At 41.4% G+C, this 18,884-nt stretch carries 18 protein-coding genes; 6 read left to right on the top strand and 12 right to left on the bottom strand.

Annotated features, from left to right (window positions below):
- Positions 1-22: 22 nt before the first annotated feature.
- A complete protein-coding gene (norR, locus tag AC3KZC_RS00730) occupies positions 23-1,591 on the bottom strand; it encodes a nitric oxide reductase transcriptional regulator NorR (RefSeq protein ID WP_490578345.1) in 1,569 nt (522 codons plus the stop codon).
- A 463-nt stretch (positions 1,592-2,054) separates the two neighbouring features.
- Between norR and AC3KZC_RS00735 the strand changes: the two genes are divergently transcribed.
- The 3 genes from AC3KZC_RS00735 (at position 2,055) to AC3KZC_RS00745 (ending at position 5,767) form a co-directional block, all read left to right on the top strand.
- Entirely contained in the window at positions 2,055-3,305 is a 1,251-nt protein-coding gene (locus AC3KZC_RS00735) for an NnrS family protein (RefSeq protein WP_490578344.1), read from the top strand.
- Positions 3,306-3,340: 35 nt separating this feature from the next.
- Positions 3,341-4,525, top strand: coding sequence for an NO-inducible flavohemoprotein (gene hmpA, locus AC3KZC_RS00740; RefSeq protein ID WP_490578343.1), 1,185 nt, complete (start codon positions 3,341-3,343; stop codon positions 4,523-4,525).
- Positions 4,526-4,660: 135 nt separating this feature from the next.
- The gene (locus tag AC3KZC_RS00745) at positions 4,661-5,767 is read left to right on the top strand and encodes a substrate-binding domain-containing protein (RefSeq protein WP_518525920.1); all 1,107 of its coding nucleotides are present in this window, start codon (positions 4,661-4,663) and stop codon (positions 5,765-5,767) included.
- A 6-nt stretch (positions 5,768-5,773) separates the two neighbouring features.
- On the opposite strand, the gene AC3KZC_RS00750 is transcribed toward AC3KZC_RS00745, so the two are convergent.
- Positions 5,774-7,447, bottom strand: coding sequence for an EAL domain-containing protein (locus AC3KZC_RS00750; RefSeq protein WP_490578341.1), 1,674 nt, complete (start codon positions 7,445-7,447; stop codon positions 5,774-5,776).
- 339 nt (positions 7,448-7,786) lie between these two features.
- On the opposite strand from AC3KZC_RS00750, the gene AC3KZC_RS00755 reads away from it, so the two are divergent.
- Positions 7,787-8,017 carry a hypothetical protein gene (locus AC3KZC_RS00755; protein WP_490578340.1) on the top strand — a complete coding sequence of 77 codons (231 nt, stop codon included), beginning with the start codon at positions 7,787-7,789 and terminating at the stop codon, positions 8,015-8,017.
- 17 nt (positions 8,018-8,034) lie between these two features.
- Here the strand turns inward: AC3KZC_RS00755 and AC3KZC_RS00760 are convergent, their stop codons facing one another.
- On the bottom strand, positions 8,035-8,505 hold the full coding sequence (locus tag AC3KZC_RS00760; protein ID WP_490578339.1) for a hypothetical protein: 471 nt from the start codon (positions 8,503-8,505) through the stop codon (positions 8,035-8,037).
- Positions 8,506-8,689: 184 nt separating this feature from the next.
- Here AC3KZC_RS00760 and AC3KZC_RS00765 point away from each other — a divergent pair, with 184 nt between their 5' ends.
- A complete protein-coding gene (locus AC3KZC_RS00765) occupies positions 8,690-9,214 on the top strand; it encodes a helix-turn-helix domain-containing protein (protein ID WP_490578338.1) in 525 nt (174 codons plus the stop codon).
- Between the two features lie 67 nt (positions 9,215-9,281).
- Here the strand turns inward: AC3KZC_RS00765 and hpf are convergent, their stop codons facing one another.
- The 8 genes from hpf to AC3KZC_RS00805 form a co-directional block, all read right to left on the bottom strand.
- Positions 9,282-9,638, bottom strand: coding sequence for a ribosome hibernation-promoting factor, HPF/YfiA family (gene hpf / locus AC3KZC_RS00770; protein ID WP_490578337.1), 357 nt, complete (start codon positions 9,636-9,638; stop codon positions 9,282-9,284).
- Positions 9,639-9,891: 253 nt separating this feature from the next.
- Entirely contained in the window at positions 9,892-10,662 is a 771-nt protein-coding gene (gene cysQ / locus AC3KZC_RS00775; protein WP_490578336.1) for a 3'(2'),5'-bisphosphate nucleotidase CysQ, read from the bottom strand.
- Between the two features lie 4 nt (positions 10,663-10,666).
- Complete coding sequence (cysC, locus tag AC3KZC_RS00780; RefSeq protein ID WP_490578335.1) at positions 10,667-11,263, bottom strand: adenylyl-sulfate kinase; 597 nt, start codon at positions 11,261-11,263, stop codon at positions 10,667-10,669.
- Between the two features lie 9 nt (positions 11,264-11,272).
- Entirely contained in the window at positions 11,273-13,000 is a 1,728-nt protein-coding gene (locus AC3KZC_RS00785; RefSeq protein WP_490578334.1) for an SLC13 family permease, read from the bottom strand.
- 39 nt (positions 13,001-13,039) lie between these two features.
- Complete coding sequence (gene cysN / locus AC3KZC_RS00790) at positions 13,040-14,461, bottom strand: sulfate adenylyltransferase subunit CysN (RefSeq protein ID WP_490578333.1); 1,422 nt, start codon at positions 14,459-14,461, stop codon at positions 13,040-13,042.
- A complete protein-coding gene (cysD, locus tag AC3KZC_RS00795; RefSeq protein ID WP_490578332.1) occupies positions 14,461-15,360 on the bottom strand; it encodes a sulfate adenylyltransferase subunit CysD in 900 nt (299 codons plus the stop codon). Before cysD ends, cysN begins: the two co-directional genes overlap by 1 nt.
- Positions 15,361-15,395: 35 nt before the next feature.
- A complete protein-coding gene (gene cysG, locus AC3KZC_RS00800) occupies positions 15,396-16,817 on the bottom strand; it encodes a siroheme synthase CysG (RefSeq protein WP_490578331.1) in 1,422 nt (473 codons plus the stop codon).
- 296 nt (positions 16,818-17,113) lie between these two features.
- Positions 17,114-17,506, bottom strand: coding sequence for a VOC family protein (locus AC3KZC_RS00805; RefSeq protein ID WP_490578364.1), 393 nt, complete (start codon positions 17,504-17,506; stop codon positions 17,114-17,116).
- 108 nt (positions 17,507-17,614) lie between these two features.
- Between AC3KZC_RS00805 and AC3KZC_RS00810 the strand changes: the two genes are divergently transcribed.
- Entirely contained in the window at positions 17,615-18,142 is a 528-nt protein-coding gene (locus tag AC3KZC_RS00810; RefSeq protein WP_490578330.1) for a GNAT family N-acetyltransferase, read from the top strand.
- Here AC3KZC_RS00810 and AC3KZC_RS00815 read toward each other — a convergent pair.
- Positions 18,139-18,849 carry a hypothetical protein gene (locus AC3KZC_RS00815; protein WP_490578329.1) on the bottom strand — a complete coding sequence of 237 codons (711 nt, stop codon included), beginning with the start codon at positions 18,847-18,849 and terminating at the stop codon, positions 18,139-18,141. The genes AC3KZC_RS00810 and AC3KZC_RS00815 overlap by 4 nt on opposite strands.
- Between the last annotated feature and the right edge of the window lie 35 nt (positions 18,850-18,884).

An 18,884-nucleotide genomic window follows, 5' to 3' on the forward strand; every position in this document is an offset into this window, starting at 1 on the left:
AGAGTGCTTACTCTCTTCGCATTTAACCTGAAATATTTTTTGTGATCACAATCCCTAAGCGTTTGCATAGCCTTGCTAGATTGGCTCGGTCGAGCTGAAGCTCAAAAGCAGCCGCGCTTATTTTTCCTTGGTGCTTTTTCAAGGTGCTCAGAACAACCTGACGTTGGAATGTGTCTGTGGCACTTTTAAGTGAATCATTAGCGTTCAGATTCGAAACAGAAGAGATTGGGAGGATAGGAGGTTTAACTGGGTTGATGTTGAACGAATCAGTACAATCTTGATGTTCAAGTGCTACGAAAACAGATTGAGTGCGGGCTTTGGCTTTTAAGGTGGTGCGATTTATAACATGCTCGAGTTCGCGTACATTACCGGGCCAGCTGTAATGGGCTAATTGGTGCTGCAATCCTGTACTCATTTTTAATTGTGTTAAGCCAAATTTACGACGTGCTTGTTCTAAAAAAAAGCCAATCAGCAAGGTAATATCACCTTCGCGCTGACGTAGAGATGGTACTTTAATGGGGTAGGCGCTTAAACGATGGAATAAATCTGCGCGAAATCGTCCTTCAGCTACTTCGGTCTCAAGATCTCGGTTGGTGGCAGTAATAATGCGCACATCAATTAACTGAACGTGATCTTGCCCAACAGGCTGTATTTCATTATTTTGCAGTACTCTCAGTAATTTACTTTGCGCTATTAATGGTAGCTCGCCAATTTCATCTAAAAAAATAGTGCCGCCATGGGCTAAAGAAAATTTACCGGCTCGGTTGTTTATAGCACCGGTAAATGCTCCTTTAACATGGCCAAACAGTTCGCTTTCGATCAGTGTATCGGGTAGTGCGGCGCAGTTAACGTATACTAAAGGTTTGTTTTTACGCCCTGAGGATTGGTGTAATGTTCGTGCGACTAACTCTTTGCCTACTCCTGTTTCACCATAAATTAAAATGGTTAAATCGGATCCAGCAGCAATACGAATGTTATTTTTTAACTGTTGGATTGCAGAGCTTTGCCCGATTATTTCCCCTCCATCTTTTTGCCATGCTTCTTGAGTGAGTTCTGCGACCACTTCTTGATTGTGTTTTGCTAGTAACTCAAGTTGTTCAAGATTCATGGCTGTATTGAGCGTTGCCGCGGCCATTGCAGCAATAATATCGAGGGTGCGCTCATTGATATTGCTGAAAACATGAGGTGCCAAGCTATCGAGAGTGAGTACTCCAATCAGTTTATTTTGGGCGATTAAGGGAAATCCCATGCATGAGTGCATGGGTAAGTCGTCGTCGCGATCAAGTAATAACCCATCATAAGGATCAGGCAATGGGCTGTCGTGTTCAAAGCGCACAATCCGCTGGGCTTGTGTGATGATGGTAAATCGAGGGTGCTCGTTTATCACAAAGCGACGGCCTAACGTATCTCGACTAAGCCCTTGCATCGCAACCGGTTTTAAATGATCGCCTTGCAAAATTAAAAGGGCGATAGCATCGCAATGAATTGTTTTTCGAATGGTGTCGAGCAGTCGCTCAAAGCGGTCTTCGTTGTTTAGGCTTTTGGTTAAATCGAGCGCTAATTCAACCAGTGCGTTATTTGAAATTGTCATTGCCTGCTTCTTTAAGCTTTTTGATAGTGTAACTGAATTTTAAGTCAAAAAGACTCATTAAAATCTTAATGACTTCATTTTTTTTGAGTCATTAAGACTCTTTTTGTTATCGATTTATTTCAAGCTGTTGAATTTTAAACTTTTAATTTTTGGCATCACGTTTGCTATAGCAGAATATCGAGAAAAATATTTAAGGTTTCTACTATGGTGATTGTAAACAATTGCGCGGCTCCTAGTGAATCAACGTTAGGGTACTGGTTTGCTATTGCTAACTGGATTACGGGGTTCACGTTCTTGTTCTTTATTATTTGCATCTTTATAAGCTACGCGATTGTAGAGTATTTCAAATTATATCAAAAAATTGCAGTTCATCTGGCGACTATCGTTTTTGCTGCTGTATTTAAACTGGCGTATGTATTGCGCTGTTTTTCTTTGTATAACCTTGGTGGTAAGGCGTTTTAATATGAGCAAACTAATAATGCCAAACGGGCAGGTTGCAAGCAGCGCTGAGGCGAGTCATGTTGTGTCGAGCAAATCATTGTTATCTCATCCATTATTGAGTATGCCTTTTAGGGCTCTTTTTTTATTAGCTAGTCTGGTGAGTGTATTTGTTTTGCTCATGTGGCTTGGGATACTCAATGGCAGCTTAAGTCCTTTGAGCCTTAATATTACGGCCGTAGTTTGGCATGGCCATGAAATGGTTTACGGATTTGCCGCAACGGTCGCGGTCGGTTTTTTATTGACTGCGGTGCAAACCTGGACCAAGCGCTCAACCTTACCTCCCGCTGCGTTGCTGTGTTTGGTTGTGCTTTGGTTGTGTGTTCGCGCCTCATTTTGGTTACTCGATAAAGAGCTCAGTTGGCTGGTTTTGCTGTTGCAGGGTAGCTGGTGGTTGTTGGTGATTTATTATTTAGCTAAACCCCTTTGGCAAAGCCGTAATCGCCGAAATTACGTGTTTGTTGTACTGTTAAGTATGATGATGTTGCTTAATTTAGCTGTGTTGTATAGTGATTTAATTGCTCAAAATGCTCCGTTAGCACTTCATCTTGTTCGAACTAATATCTTACTGTTCACCATATTAATGGGGTTGATAGGTGGGCGAGTAATTCCATTTTTTACGCAATCTGGTTGCGCTCGGATCGGGGTTATTCTCCAGCCTCAACCGTTGCCTAAAATACTTGATGCTGCTTTTTTAGTCACATCTGTACTAAGTGTGATGGTTTTTTTTGTCAGTTATTTCACTGTGCTTGCATTTAGCCCTGGCTATTTAATGGTTTCCGCGGGCTGTTTGCATATGCTGCGAATGACTTATTGGCATGCATATCACAGTTTTAAAGTGGCACTACTGTGGTCGCTGCATCTATCGTATCTCGTTATGGCTTTGGGCCTTATTTTACTGGGTTTAAGCTACTTCTTACCTGCACTTGTTTTTAGTAATGCGTTACATGTCATCACTCTTGGCGGGCTTGGTTTGATGATTTTAGCCATGATGAGCCGTGTTTCATTAGGTCATACAGGTCGTGCTTTAGTGGTTTCTCGATTTATGGTTATCGCTTTTTCGTGCTTAATTTTGGCAGCTTTGGTCCGCTTCACTTTGGTTTTACTACAGCTGCATTGGTGGGCGTGGTGTATGAGTGCTGTGCTTTGGATTGTGGCGTTTCTACTATTTATAAAAGTGTATTTACCTATTTTATTCGCGCCTCGTCATAGTTGATTGGGCTTAGTTGTGTTTAATTTTTTGGGGAAACTATGTTAAACGACATGCAGTTACAATTGATTAAAAGCACTTTAGGTGTGCTTGAAAGTGCAGGGCCAAAATTAACTGCTCATTTTTATCAGCGATTATTTCATCATCACCCAGAGTTGCAGCATATTTTTAATATGAGTAACCAAAAGTCTGGCCGCCAGCAGGTTGCTCTATTTGAAGCTATTGCCGCTTATGCCAAAAATATTGAAAATGTCGCGGTATTAGTCAGTGCCGTTGAGCGAATAGCCCAAAAGCACACATCAATGAATATTCAAGCGGCGCATTACGCGGTAGTGGGAACGCATTTACTGGCGACGCTCGAAGAATTGGCACCCGAGGTGTTTAATCGTGAGGTGTTAGCTGCGTGGGCGACGGCTTACCAAATGTTGGCGGATATATTTATTACCCGTGAGACGCAATTATACCAAGAGCGCGCACAAGCAAGTGGTGGCTGGCAAGGTACGCGGCCATTTATTGTGACTGAAAAAATAGTTGAGTCTGAATTGGTAACAAGTTTTGTACTCTCAGCTAAAGATGAGCGAGCTGTATTGCCTTATTTAGCGGGTCAATACATTGGCCTACAAGTGCAGCCATCACGCAGTGAATTTAATGAAATTCGCCAATATTCCCTTTCCCAAGCGAGTAATGGCAAAAATTATCGCATTTCGGTTAAGCGTGAACAAAGCCCGTTTGTGGGGGTGGCTTCAAATTATTTGCATGATGAAGTCAACCTTGGTGACGAAGTGAGTTTATATCCGCCCGCGGGGGATTTTTATTGGCAAGACCGTGCATCTCCTGTGGTATTAATTTCAGCAGGGGTGGGAATTACCCCGATGTTTGCCATGCTCGAAACATTAACTAAACAAAACTATGATCATGGCGTGAGCTTTTTACATGCCTGTGAAAATCAAGCGCAGCATAGTTTTGCCAGCCAAAGCAATGCGTTGTGCCAGCAGCTCAACGCTCAGCAATTTACTTGGTATTGTAAAGGTGCCACTCAGGCGCCCATTTTTAGTGGGCAGATGGTATTGGCGCCATTAGCCAGTGCTTTACCCATACAGAATGGACATTTTTACCTGTGTGGTCCGATAGGATTTATGCAATTTATCTTAAAGCAATTGCTAGTTCTTGGCGTTGCTGCAGAGCGAGTGCATTACGAAGTTTTTGGTCCTCATCAAGCAATCTAAAAGCGCAAGATCCGCCGATTGGTTACTGAGCTTGCGAGTTTGGTAACCGAACGCCTTTTACTTTACTTTAAGTTTACTTTTCGTCTAATAATCACTTAACTTAAATGATTCGTTGCGCGCGGGTTTCTTGCTTTGTTGAAAATATCTCTTAGGTTAATTCTGTTTTTATTATGCGCCCCCGTTTATGCTCAGACTCAAGTAAACGTACTTTTTATTAATCCCTCGATAAAATACGAGCCTTTTTGGCATAAAGCGGAAGAGGTGACAAAAGCGGCTGCCGATGATTTAGAGCTTCATTTAGATATTATTTATGGCGGTGGTAACCGTTTACTTCAATTGGCTGAATTAAAAGCATATTTAAAGCGTAATCCGAAACCTGATTATGTTATTTTTATGAATTATCCCAGTGGCGCTAAAGCCATAATGGATTTACTTGAGCATGCACAGGTTCAGTTTATTACGATAGAAGACAACATCTTTGCCGCAGAGCGTGAAAGGGTTGGTAAACCGGGTGACAAATATCAGTTTTGGCTCGGTGAGATTTTCTATGATCACCAAAAAGCGGGGCAGTTATTGGCTCAGTATTTATTGAGCAAAAAACGAGAACGCCCAACCGTGATTGGTTTAAGCGGTCATCATGGTGAGGAGTCTTTGGCGCGTAACCAAGGTTTAATTGATGTTGCGGCCACACAAAATGCCTCTTTAGGTCAAATTGTTTATGCTAGTTGGTCTAAAGAATTGGCTTACCAACATACACTTAGCTTATTAAAGCGCTATCTGGATATCGGTGTAATTTGGACTGCATCAGATTTGATGGCACAAGGTGCGCTACAAGCTATCCAAGATCAAGGTTTAAAGCCCAATCAGGATGTATTTATTGGTGGATTTGATTGGCTTGATGAAAATTTAAATAAAATAAACAAAAATGAGTTAGCCGCATCTGTTGGTGGGCATTTTATGATGCCTGCGTGGGCACTGATTAGCATTTATGATCATGCAAAAGGAGTTAAGTTTTGGTCACAACAAAAAAACAAGCAGCTACTGTTTGATTTAGAGTTAATCACCGAAGCAAATTTAGCTTCTTATATTAATTTACTGCAACAAGTAAATTGGCAGCAATACGATTTTAAAGCGTTTAGTTTGTTGCATCATCCTCAGCTAACAAACTACCAATTTAACTTGGCTTATATGTTTTCGCATCTCAAAACACCAGCTAAACCAGAGCAAACTCATCCACATTAATATTTATTAAGTGCTGTTATGCAATGCATTAATCAGCTCTGTTTGGCTAATGGGTTTACTGAGTAAAAACCCTTGCACCATAGTGCAATCATTATGAGCGAGCCAATTGAGTTGCGCCTGAGTTTCAACCCCTTCAGCAACCACCACCACATTGAGCTCTTTGGCAAGTTGCAGCACAAAGCGCGCAATAGCATCTTGCTCTGGAATGGTGCTGATAAAAGCACGATCAATTTTTAAGACATTAAAGGGTAAGTCATTCACCTGCGCTAAGCTTGAAAAGCCAGTGCCAAAATCGTCAATGGCAATGGTCACACCCAGCGCTTGTAATTTAGTGAGCTGTTCAATGATAAATTGTGAGTTAGCTATTGCGGCTTCGGTTATCTCTATTTCTAAGCAGGTAAAAGGCAGCGTATAACGCTCGGCTAAATTCTTAATTATTTGATGTAAATCAATATCGTAACTGAAATTGACCGATGAAAAGTTAACGGCAACTCTAAAATCAACAAGCTTGAGGCTGGCTGCAAACTGCCATGCTTTTTTAAGGACGAGTAAATCAATTTGACTAATTAAATTATAGCGCTCAGCAAGTGGAATAAATACTACGGGTGACACCCATTCACCATCGAGTTGCCAGCGAACTAACGCTTCGCATCCGACTATTTTTGATGAGCTGAGCGTTAAATATTTTGGCTGATACACAACGGTTAGTGCCTCATTTTGTATTGCTTGTTTGAGGCTTTGTTCGAGATATTGCTCATTTTTAAGTTGCGCGAGTAAATTATCTTGTAGTGGTAAAAGAGTATTGTGGCAGTTTGTTTTATTTGCCATCGCTAAGTGAAGTTGAGCTAGCTGTACTTTATCTTTAAAGCAGGGCGCTAGATGATGTGGTGCAAAGCCAAAAGAGGATTTTAATCTAATATCGTGGCCTGAAACCGGAATGACGTCTTTTACTAAAGCTGCAATCTCATCAATTAAGGCGCTAATGTGTTGCTCATCTCCTTGATGGATCACCACCCACTGAGTCGTGCTTAGGTTATACCATTGTAAGGGTAATGCCTGGGCTTTTGCGCTTAAGGCTAAAATTGTTTTGTCGGTGATTGTATAGCCAAAGTCATGAGTGATTGCGTTTAAACCTTGCCATTGTATTAATAGTAAGTGGTAGCATTCATTAGAATTATCAAGTTGCTTGAGCTGACGAAATAGAGCGCGCCGGTTAGGGAGCTTAGATATTGTGTCGGTATTAATTAATTTTTTTAGAGCGTGCCTGTAATCTAATAATACGCTGCCTAACAAGGCAAAACAGCTAACTACATTAGTAACGGCAACCATAGATGCGGTGATCATGGGAGAGATAGTTTCAAGCTGGTTTTTAAATAAAACTAAGCAAGCAACCACTAAAAAAAGACTGGTAAGTACTATGTCGGCAAAGTTGCGGCTTGGTCTGCGTAAAAAGAATCCAATAGCAATAATTAAGTGGCAAATGGCCAAGTAAAAAAGTATGGGGAATGCATACAGAGGGGCTAAATATTGCATGAAATGCCAAAGTGCAACGACCACCGTCATACCATATAACCACCATGGTGCATAATTGCGAACTAGCACCGCTGCTAAAAAACTGAGTAAACCGATGTGGTAAATGGTTAGGCGAAGTGCTGTTGTTTGCCCTTCATAATTATTCATTAAACTCGTAATGGTACTCACAAGCCAATATAGTGCGAGCAATGAAAATGCGACTACAAAGATACCGTTGCGGTCTTTGTAGCTTCTCAGTTGCATAAAAATAAGAGTAGCTGTTAGGGTGTAAACACAAAAATACACCAATTTAATTGCAATACTATCCAATGACGACTCTGCTTATTTGGTCTTGTTTTGTGTTAACTCTAGTGCAAAAAATGGCGGAGTGACAAATATATACCGAACCACCGTAATAAGGTGATTGTAATAAAAGCTGATATAGGTCAAGTGCTTTCTTTTTATATCAACTAGGCTTAAAGATGTAGCCAGTTGTTGGACGAAAAAATGAAAACAAAATCATTAATACGTAATTTAAAAATTATTATGTTTTTTGGCATTGGTTTGATTTTATTGGGACATTATTTGCTATCAGTGTTAGCTATTAATGAAACTATGGGGGTAAATGGGATTATCATTATTGCGGTATGTATCGCATTAGGGTTGATTATGTCGTTACCGACCAAAATTTACCTCACAATTTTGCTGATGAAAAATGAGCAAACGCAGCATAAATAAATGCTGCGTTTTTATTGTTACTTTTTAAAACTTGCTTGCCCTAATTCCACCGATTCATAACGTGTGCCAGAGAGCTTGATCAGCCAAACGCTGTTATCAACATTGCGGCTAAAAAAAACTGTTTGGCCATTGGGGATGTTAGGCATAAACGACGTAATAGACTCCCACTTACCATCAACTTTATCTTTTAGCTTCATCGCCGCATTAAAATGAGTACCATCAGGTGTGGTGAGTACTTCAAGTGCCGTGAGCCTTTCGGTGCTGCCGATTTCTATTAAGGCTGTTTTTCCAAGTACTGCGAGTAGCCTTGGTTGGTGAATGGGCGCTTTCGATTTCAGGGTTTCTTCTATTTTACTGTCGATGGTGATTTGCTGTTCTAGTTGATAAATATCGGCTTTAACCGCAAAAACAGGTTCAGCCTGCGCGATACTGCAAGAGAAAGTAAGCGTTGCCATCAAGGTTAGTCGTAACAGGGTTGTGGTTTTCATCTTGTTTTTTCCATTTGATTTTGAAGTGTTCAGCATAACCGTTCGTGTTTTGTAATAAATCATAACCTATTAATATTCATGATATTCCTTTGATTCATATTGATGAATCACCCGCTTAAGGCTAGGCCCTGTTGCATTTTTTAGTGATAATACACCCAAGAATAATACGTAGAGCAAGTGTGATATGTCACCGCTAGGAATCGAACTAAAGCGACTTCGCGTTGAAAAAAAATGGACCCAAGCATTTGCAGCCAGAGAAATTGGCATTCAACAGTCGTATTTATCTAAACTTGAAAATGGCCAGTTTTTACCTTCTGATGAAGTGATTGATAAACTATCGCTTTGTTATGGTGTCGCGTTAACTGAGTTTATTCCGCAGACAGTTCAAGCTGTAAATCCGCTAGACCGTTTCACTAAAACGGCCGTTTTTATGCTGTTACTGGCTTTGCTTTTATGGTTATGTGCACAGTTTGAGCTTTTTTATCCTGAAACTTATTTTACCTACCAAGCTAAGCAAGCAGAGTTTTGGGCTGTGAATGTGACGCAATTTTATCGTGGTGAAAAGTTTATTGAAGGTGATGTTATTTACGAAATTATTGGTGAGCGAAGAGTGAGTCGGTTTGAGAATCGGGTTATTTTAGTGCTTTCTTATTTGCAGGCTTTAGCTGGAGGGGTGTTGTTGGTGAGTAAGCGTTTTTTATACCGTTAAGATTTCAAAGTAGGGCATGCTTAAAATAAAAAAGGGCCTTTAAGGCCCTTGGAAAGAGACGGATGGATTAGGTTAATTCCATCTCTTGAATAATTTCGTGCGCAATTTCTGGCGTTGTGCTAACAGGCTTCTCATGGAGGTTAGCTTTTAATTGACCTTTGCGATGTTTAAGAGCTGCATCTAATTTTTTAGCTGCAGAGGCAATCGCTGGGTACATAACGTCATTTTCACCGGTTGCTGAGATGCGAGCGCCTTCATAAATGGTACTAATTTCGACTTGGTACTGATTGTGCTCTTTCGAAATAATAATGTCTAATGCAATCAAAGATGGAAAGTGTGTAGCGATTTTCGAAAACTTTTCTCCGACATGTTCTCTAACTGAAGCAGTAACGTCGACATGATGACCAGAAACATTTATTTTCATAGCTTTTCCTTTTTATTGTTACTTCACTATCTAAGTTTGGGGTAAGTTGAATAAAACACAAGGTAAGAACAGATAATATTTGATGTGAATCATCAAAAATGAGAGTTTTGGCGTAGTTTTGTGTTTTTTATATGCAATGGTTCAAGAGTGAAATGATTGTTTTGAATAGAAAATATACAGGTGTGTTCTTATAAAATTTAGGCTCAAAATTAATTGAGCCTAATGAATTTGATTAGTAAAGTAATATTGGGCGTTAATCTAATAATGCAGACACAATAAAATAAGGATTGAGGTACTGCGCTTTTTGGTTATAAGTCAGCGCGCTGCCATCAACTTGGGTTACGCTTGCACCTGCAATTTGTGCAACTGCATGGCCTGCGCCAGTATCCCACTCGGATGTTAAACCCAGTCGAGGATAAATATCCGCTTTGCCTTCAGCAACTAAACACAGCTTTAATGAGCTACCTTTAGGAACCATGTCTACCGCTTCAAATTGTTCTAAATAAGCAGCGAGATCAGGCGATGGATGCGAGCGGCTACCAACGACTCGAATTAAGCCTTGATTGGCTTTTTTCGTCACTTTGAGCGAATGAACGCCTTGGCTATCTTGTTTAAACGCGCCAAGGCTTTGTTCGGCAAAGTAGGTTTCGTTTAATGCCGGCGCATCAACCACCCCTAAAACGGGTTTGCCTTGTTTAATCAGGGCGATATTAACTGTAAATTCACCATTTTTTTTGATGAATTCTTTAGTACCATCAATAGGATCAACTAACCAGTATTCCTGCCACGTTTGGCGTTCTTCCCAGCTAATGTCAGCACTTTCTTCACTGAGTATCGGCAATTGTGGTGTGAGAGCATTTAGCCCTTTAACAATCACTGCGTGAGCGGCTAAATCAGCATCGGTGACTGGGCTGTCATCACCTTTATATTCGATATTAAAATCTTTTTGATAAATCACCATCGCTGCTTCGCCAGCTGCTTTGGCTATGGCGACAACTTGGTCTAACAAGTGCTGTTGGCTCATTGCTTTACCCAATAATCTGTTGTTGTTTTAAGTAAGTGACTAATTGCGCAACCGAGTCACTTAATTGATTTTTACTGGTATCTAAGACAATTTCAGGATTAGTCGGCACTTGATATTCAGAATCTATGCCGGTGAAGTGCTTAATTTCACCCGCACGGGCTTTGACATATAAGCCTTTAGGGTCGCGCTCTTCACACACAGCTAAAGGTGTATCTAAAAATACTTCAATAAATTCACCATCCGCGACTAAATCACGCACCATTTTGCGCTCTGCTGCAAAGGGTGAGATAAACGCAGTGAGTACCACTAACCCTGCATCGAGCATCAGTTTTGCAACTTCACCGACGCGGCGAATATTTTCTTGGCGATCGCTATCACTAAAGGCTAAGTCTTTGCATAAACCGTGGCGAACATTGTCACCATCGAGTAAGTAAGTGTGAACGCCGGCTTGATGCAGCACATGCTCAAGCGCGCCTGCCACGGTGCTTTTGCCCGAGCCGGAAAAGCCTGTAAACCAAATGATGCAAGGGCGATGTTGCTTGCGCTCGCTGCGGTCTTGTTTCGAAACAGCATAATGCTGCCATACAATATTGTTATCCATCATAAAACCTTATTTAAATGGAAAGACTATTGGAATTAATGTCAGCACGGTAATCGAGTAAATCAGCGACATGGGCACTCCAACAGTAAAATAATCTTTAAGGCGATAATTACCTGCGCTATACACCATTAAGTTGGTTTGATAACCAAAAGGTGAAATAAAGCTTGCCGATGCGCCAAACGCGACTGCCATTACGTACGGTAATGGGTCAACCCCAAAGCCAATGGCTAGAGCATACGCCACTGGAAATGAAAGGGCTGCGGCGGCATTGTTGGTAATGAGCTCGGTAAAAATAACCGTCATTAAGAAAATGGCGATAAAGGCACCGTAAGGGCCAAAATCACCTAAAACGTAGAGCATAGCGTTGGATATCTCAGCGGCGACACCGGTACCTATCATTAATTTAGCAAGGCCAATGGCGCTGCCAACGACAACTAATAGCTCTAAGGGGAAACGACGTTTCACTTCGGTAACCCGTACCATTCCGGTGATTAAGTACGCGATTAGTAATACTAATAAGCCTTTGACTAACGGCACAACGCCTGCAATACCTAACCCTAAAGTGACCACAAAACTGGCAAGCACTGCAAACGATTTTTTATCGTTGAGGTGTGACTGTAAATCAAGGCCTGAAATATAAACAAACTCACGCTTTAAGTCTGGTACATCATAAAAGCTTGGGCTTGGCGCTAAAATAAGGGAGTCGCCAGCTTGCAAACGGATTTTACCCAAGCCACCTTGAAGGCGATCATGACCACGGCGAATGGCTATAACAGCAGCATTAAATTGTTCACGAAAGCGCGCTTCTTTGAGGGTTTTTCCAATATTCTTAGATGAATGACTGACAACAACCTCAACAAGGTGCTCAATTTTCATGTCATGTTTATCATTGATGACTTTTAAGCCATCAAATTGCGTTAACAATGGCACCGACTTAATGTCGCCAACAAATAATAAAATATCGCCTTGTTGTAAAATCTCTTTGGGTGAAACCGCCACAATGCGCTTATCGGCACGAAGGATTTCAGCTAAAAACAAGTCTTTTAAGTCGCGTAAGCCATTTTGCTCAACGCTTTTGTCTATGAGTTTTGAGCCCGCCTGAATTTTACCTTCAACATAAAATGGCACAACTTCTTGATCGTTACGGCCGTTATCCGGTAAAAAACGAACTAAAAACAATAAACTGATTAAACCTACGGTAAATACAGCTAATCCAACCAGTGTAAAATCAAAAAAACCCAGTGGCGCCATGCCTGCTTCAATCGCAAAGCCATTCACAATTAAGTTAGTTGAAGTGCCAATTAGGGTGAGTGTACCTCCTAAAATGGCGGTATAGCTAAGCGGTAGCAACAATTTTGATGGTGAATGCACGGGGTTGTCTTTAACTGCTGAAATTAAAGTGGCGACCACCGCGGTATTGTTGGTAAAGGAGGATAAAAAACCAGTCGAAATACCTAGTTTTGCAACGGTACTTAACAGGCTGCCTTTTGCCAATACATGTGATAGTTTTTGTACTAAGGTCGTTTTTTCGATACCAATAGAAACAATTACCAATAAAATCAGAGTAATTAAAGATGGGTTGGCAAAATTAATCAGCATTTGTTCCAGCTCAATCAAGCCTGTTAAAAAACAGGCTCCAATGGCCGCTGCAAATAACCAAGCTGGTTTGACTTTCGTGCCAAACAAACAGCCCACAAGCGTGAGCATAATTGTGGTTAATACAAGTTGCTGATACATTATGGCGTTTTCCAGACTGGGCCGAAGCCCAGTTGACTATTAAAGCTTAGCAATGTCAATGGCTTGCCAGTGCGGGTAGTGTTTACGAATAAACGCATTGAGCTCAATTTCTTGCTCGTTAAAGCGGCTATTGCGACCTTCAGGTGCAAGTACATGTTCAATCATACCGGCAGCAACCGTTAAGTTACTTAAACGATCGATAAGGATAAATGAACCTGTTTCTTGGTTTACTTTATATTCATCGGCTAACACATTTCCTGTTAATTCCAGCGTGACAATGGCAATCTCATTCAATTGCAATGTATCCGCGTGGCCTTGCTGCAAGGTATTAACATCAATCGTGTGCTCAATCTGAGTTACAACGGCTGTTGTTTTTTTGCTGCTGAGTTTAATGTTGTAGCTTTTACCTAGCACTAACGGCGCTTCATGCATCCATACTAATTTTGCTTGGATGCGGTTACTAACCGTTGCTGCCGAATTTGCAGGTACAATCACATCCCCGCGGCTGATATCTATTTCAGAGCTCAGTGTTAACGTGACGGCTTGGCCTACTTGTGCACGCGCTAAGTTGCCATCAAACGTCACAATTTCTTTAATCGTTGATTGTTTGCCAGATGGTAAAACTTTAATTGCATCACCTACGTTAAATTCACCAGAGGTGATCGTACCTTGGAAGCCACGAAAATCTAGATTAGGACGAATCACATATTGCACTGGTAAACGTGGCTCAGAATCCATATTTGCAAGCGTTGCTGGTGACTCTTCTAACAATGCCAAGAGCGGTAAATCTGTGTAATACGGTGTGTGCTCAGAGCGTGTTACCACGTTGTCACCTTTTAGGGCTGACATTGGTACAAACTTAATGCTTTTCACGTTAAGTTGCTCGGCAAATTTTAAGTATTGTGCTTTGATGCGCTCAAAAACAGCTTCGTCAAAGTTAACGATGTCCATTTTATTAATCGCAACAACAAATTGTTTAATGCCTAACGAGTCACAAATAAAGCTGTGACGTTTAGTTTGAACTTGCACGCCATAACGGGCATCAACCAAAATAATCGCTAAATCACTGTTTGATGCGCCAGTTACCATGTTACGCGTGTATTGCTCATGGCCTGGTGTATCAGCGATTATGAATTTACGCTTGGCAGTTGAGAAATAACGGTACGCCACATCAATAGTGATACCTTGCTCACGCTCTGCCTGTAGACCGTCAACTAGTAAGGCTAAGTCAAGCTCTGTGCCTGCATTACCCACTTTTTCATTGTCTTTGTGCAATGCCGCAAGTTGGTCTTCATAAATTTGGTGGCTGTCGTGTAATAAACGCCCAATTAAGGTTGATTTACCGTCATCTACGCTGCCACAGGTTAATAAACGAAGTAAGCTTTTGTCTTGTTGGCGCGCTAAATATGCTTCAACGCCTAATTCTTTAACTTCGTTAATAGTGTCGTTGGTTTTAGACATTAGAAATAACCCTCACGCTTTTTCTTTTCCATTGAACCCGCAGAATCGTGGTCAATCACTCGGCCTTCACGCTCAGATGAGGTTGAAAGCAACATTTCTTCAATAATACCTGCCAATGTGTCGGCTTTAGATTCAACCGCACCGGTCAGTGGGTAACAACCCAACGTTCTAAAGCGTACCGACTTCATTTGCGGTACTTCGCCTTCTTCAAGCGGCATACGGTCATCATCAACCATAATTAATGTGCCGTTGCGCTTTACTACAGGGCGCTCTTTTGCAAGATATAACGGCACCATGTCGATATTTTCTTGGTAGATATATTGCCAAATATCGAGCTCAGTCCAGTTTGATAATGGGAAAACACGAATGCTTTCGCCCTGATTAACTTGGCTGTTGTAGGTGCTCCATAATTCTGGGCGTTGGTTTTTTGGATCCCAGCTATGGTTTTTATCACGGAATGAATAAATGCGTTCTTTAGCGCGCGATTTCTCTTCATCACGACGAGCGCCACCAAAGGCAGCATCAAACCCGTATTTATTCAGCGCTTGTTTTAAGCCCTGAGTTTTCATTATGTCGGTATGCTTAGCTGAGCCGTGAGTGAACGGACCAACACCCATGGCTAACCCTTCTGGGTTTTTGTGCACAATGAGGTCAAAGTCATATTCTTTTGCTAAACGGTCGCGAAACTCAATCATTTCGCGAAATTTCCAATCGGTATCAACGTGTAATAGTGGAAAAGGGATTTTAGCTGGGTAAAACGCTTTACGTGCTAAATGTAATAACACTGAAGAATCTTTACCAATTGAGTAAAGCATTACTGGGTTTTCAAACTCAGCAGCGACTTCACGCATAATCTTAATGCTTTCAGCCTCTAACAGCTGAAGGTGTGTTAAAGCCATGGTTGATTTTCCTACCAATAGTTAAAGTTAATCTGTTACACCACATCTGTCAGTGGTTGAGCAAAACTGCTCGTTTGCGCTTGTTGACCAAACCAAGCGAGCTGTGAATGTAGCTGCGCTACTTCACCAATAATCAATAATGCCGGAGATACAATGGCATGTTGTTCAATCAGTTGCGACAGTTGACCTAAGTGGCCCGTCACAACACGCTGATTTTTACGAGTGCCATTTTCGATAATCGCAATCGGAGTGCTGTCGGCTCGGCCATGTTCAATTAATTTTGCTTGTATATACGGCGATTTTACCACGCCCATATATACAGCTAAGGTCTGATGTGGCTGCGCTAATGAGCGCCAATCAAGGTCTTGGCCATCTTTTTTACAATGACCGGTAACAAACTGAATGGCTTGGGCATGATCGCGATGAGTCAGCGGAATGCCTGCATACGCGGCACAACCTGCGGCTGCAGTGATCCCTGGAACTATCTGATAAGCCACTTGGTGTTCTGCTAATACTTGTACTTCTTCACCACCACGGCCGTAAATAAATGGATCACCACCTTTAATACGACAGACTTTTTTACCTTCTTTGGCTAAACGCACCAGCATTTGGTTGGTATCGTGTTGCTCAACACTATGATCGCCCATGCGTTTACCAACACAAATTAAATCCGCATCACGGCGCACAAGGGTCATTATTTCATCAGAAACTAAATAGTCGTATACCACTACATCGGCTTGTTGCATCAGTTGTAGGGCTTTAAGGGTGAGTAATTCTGGGTCACCCGGGCCTGCGCCAATCACATACACCTCACCTTGTGGTGGCGCGGTGTCGTCTAGCATGGCATGAAGCTGTTGCTCTGCGGCTGCAATATCACCTGTTTGTACTTTACTGACCACGTTTGAGTCGAATACTTTTTCCCAAAATTGGCGGCGGTCAGAAAATTGTTTAAAACGTTGCTTTACTTGAGTGCGAAAGCTGCCCACTAACTCAGCTAATGGCCCGATATGCTGTGGAATGAGCGTTTCGAGTTTTTCGCGTAATCGACGAGCGAGGACCGGTGCAGTGCCAGCGCTTGAAATCGCAATAGTAATGGGGTGGCGATCAACAATAGATGGAAAAATAAACGTACATTTAGGTTGGTCGTCAACCACGTTAACAAAAATATTGCGCTCGTTTGCGGCATCAAATACCGCTTCATTTACTGCGTTGATATCTGTTGCGGCAATCACCAACATTTGCCCATCAAGTTGGGCTGGGGCAAAATAATCGTGTACTAATGTAACAATATTTTGTTCGGCTAACTCGAGGAGTTCGTGGCAAAATTCAGGTGCTACTAAGGTTACTTTGCCACGGGCTTCTAAAAGTGCGCGACATTTACGCAATGCAACTTCACCACCCCCGATGACCAGCACCGGTTTATTATCTAATTTGGTAAAAATGGGTAAATACTGCACAGTAACCTTCCTCAATCAACACGAATATAGCCATTTGTTAGGCTATTACCACGGCAGAATATGCTGGCTATTCACAAGAAAAAAATAACTTAAAATGCAGCTATATTCCTAAAAGTTATATGCTAACTTTACTTTTGGTTTAAGAACCTAATTATAAGGCCTTGCGCCGATATTGTTATTAAAAATTGCTGAATATTAGCGCCTAGAGTGTTTGGTTATGAGATATGCTTTTTGGCATTGAATATCGGTATTGGCGATGTCCAATTAAAGCCATTATTGCAGGTGCATTATTGAACTTATTTACGCTCAATTAAATCCCATTTATTGCCATATAAATCAGCAAAAACAGCTACTGTGGCATAACTTTCTTCACGGGGTTGCTCTAAAAAGTTAACTCCAGCCAATGTCATTGCCTGATAATCGCGCCAAAAATCATCGGTCTGCAAAAATAAAAATACACGTCCGCCTGCTTGCTGGCCAATGGCAGCCATTTGCTCTTCAGTAGACGCTTTGGCTAATAATAGCGCGCAGCCTTGTTGATTAGTTGGTGGGGCTACTTGTACCCAGCGTTTTCCATTTCCTAAATCGGTATCTTCGCGCAGCGTAAAACCCATTTTTTTTGTATAAAACGCAATTGCGTCATCATAATCTGCAACTAATAAACTGATATTGGCAATCTGTTGATTCATAAGGTACTTAATTGAATGTGTCGATAAAGAGCGATTGTAAGCAATTTTATGTAGCATGGTAGTCTTTAGGGGATTAAATTGTTGCATGGGTTATTAAGCAGGGGGTAAATGTTGATATTAATTGAAACAAAGAGATTGTTACTTAGGCCTTTAGAGGCAGTTGATTGGGCTTTCTTTTATTATTTACATACACTACCTCAAGTGATGTGTTTTGTGGCTGATTTAGAAGACGAAGACAAAATAAGGTCTCGCTTTAATTGCCGGATCCAGCCTTGGCTTAATGGCAGTGATGGCTGGTTAACATTTAGTGTTGTTGAAAAGGAAAGCGGCCAACTCATCGGTTTTACTGGTTTTTTATCGCGCTGGAGTGAACATAAAAAGGCAGAGGTTGGTTTTTTATTTGCGCCGCAGTTTCAAGGATTAGGTTTTGGTACCGAGTCATTACAGGCGGTTTTAGACTATGCATTTATGCATTGTGGTTTTCATAAAGTAACCGCGACAGTTACACAAGGGAATGACGCATCGGTTGCTTTGCTACAAAAGGTTGGCTTTAAACAAGAAGGGTGTTTAATCGATCATTATCAAATAGCTGGGCAATGGTGCAATGATTTGTTGTTTGCACGCTTTATAACTTAGCAATTGTAAAGGTTGGTGCAATTTCTGCGTTCAATAAGAGTGTTGATTTGCTCAATAATTAACTCTTGATAAGGCGAGCGATTAGAAACATGGATATAGGTTGGCAGTTTTTCTAATGTTCTAAATGTAATTTCACTCGGTTTTAGGTGTTTTTCATCGTGAAAGTTAAGTATTTCAGGGTCTTGTATATACCCGATGTGGTGCGCAACTCGACCTAACGCAAAGATCTCTAATGCATCGGGGCCATTTTTTAAATCAACAAATTTAAATCCTTGTGCACTTAATGAAACCCTATGCCCTTCATAATCGTAACTTCGAATGGCTGAAATGGTTTGAGAGTCAGGTTGGTTTTTGTTTGACGCAATGGCTAAGTGTAGCGTGTGAAACTGAGGCTTAATGATGCTCGATTGACCAATTAATGCTTTGGTAGAGGCGATATTAAGCAGCATATCAACTTCGCCTTTGGCAAATAGCCTATAAAGACGCGCAGGGTCGACACAGCGAATTTCGAGTGAGAGTGTTGTGTGCATGAACAATTTTTTTAACTGTGTGACGGCAGGTCCATCACATTGGCCTTTCGCGTTAATAATGATCTCTGGTGGAAACTCATACAATCCAAAAGTCACAGGCTGATGCTTAGCGCCCATCGCTGAAATGCTTGTGATAAGAAAAAGTAAGAGAAAGAGGTAGGTGGTTAGTCGATTCACTGTCAGCCTGAAATAATGATCCGTTAAACACGAAA

This window comes from Pseudoalteromonas sp. J2K-J031, assembly GCF_058197095.2.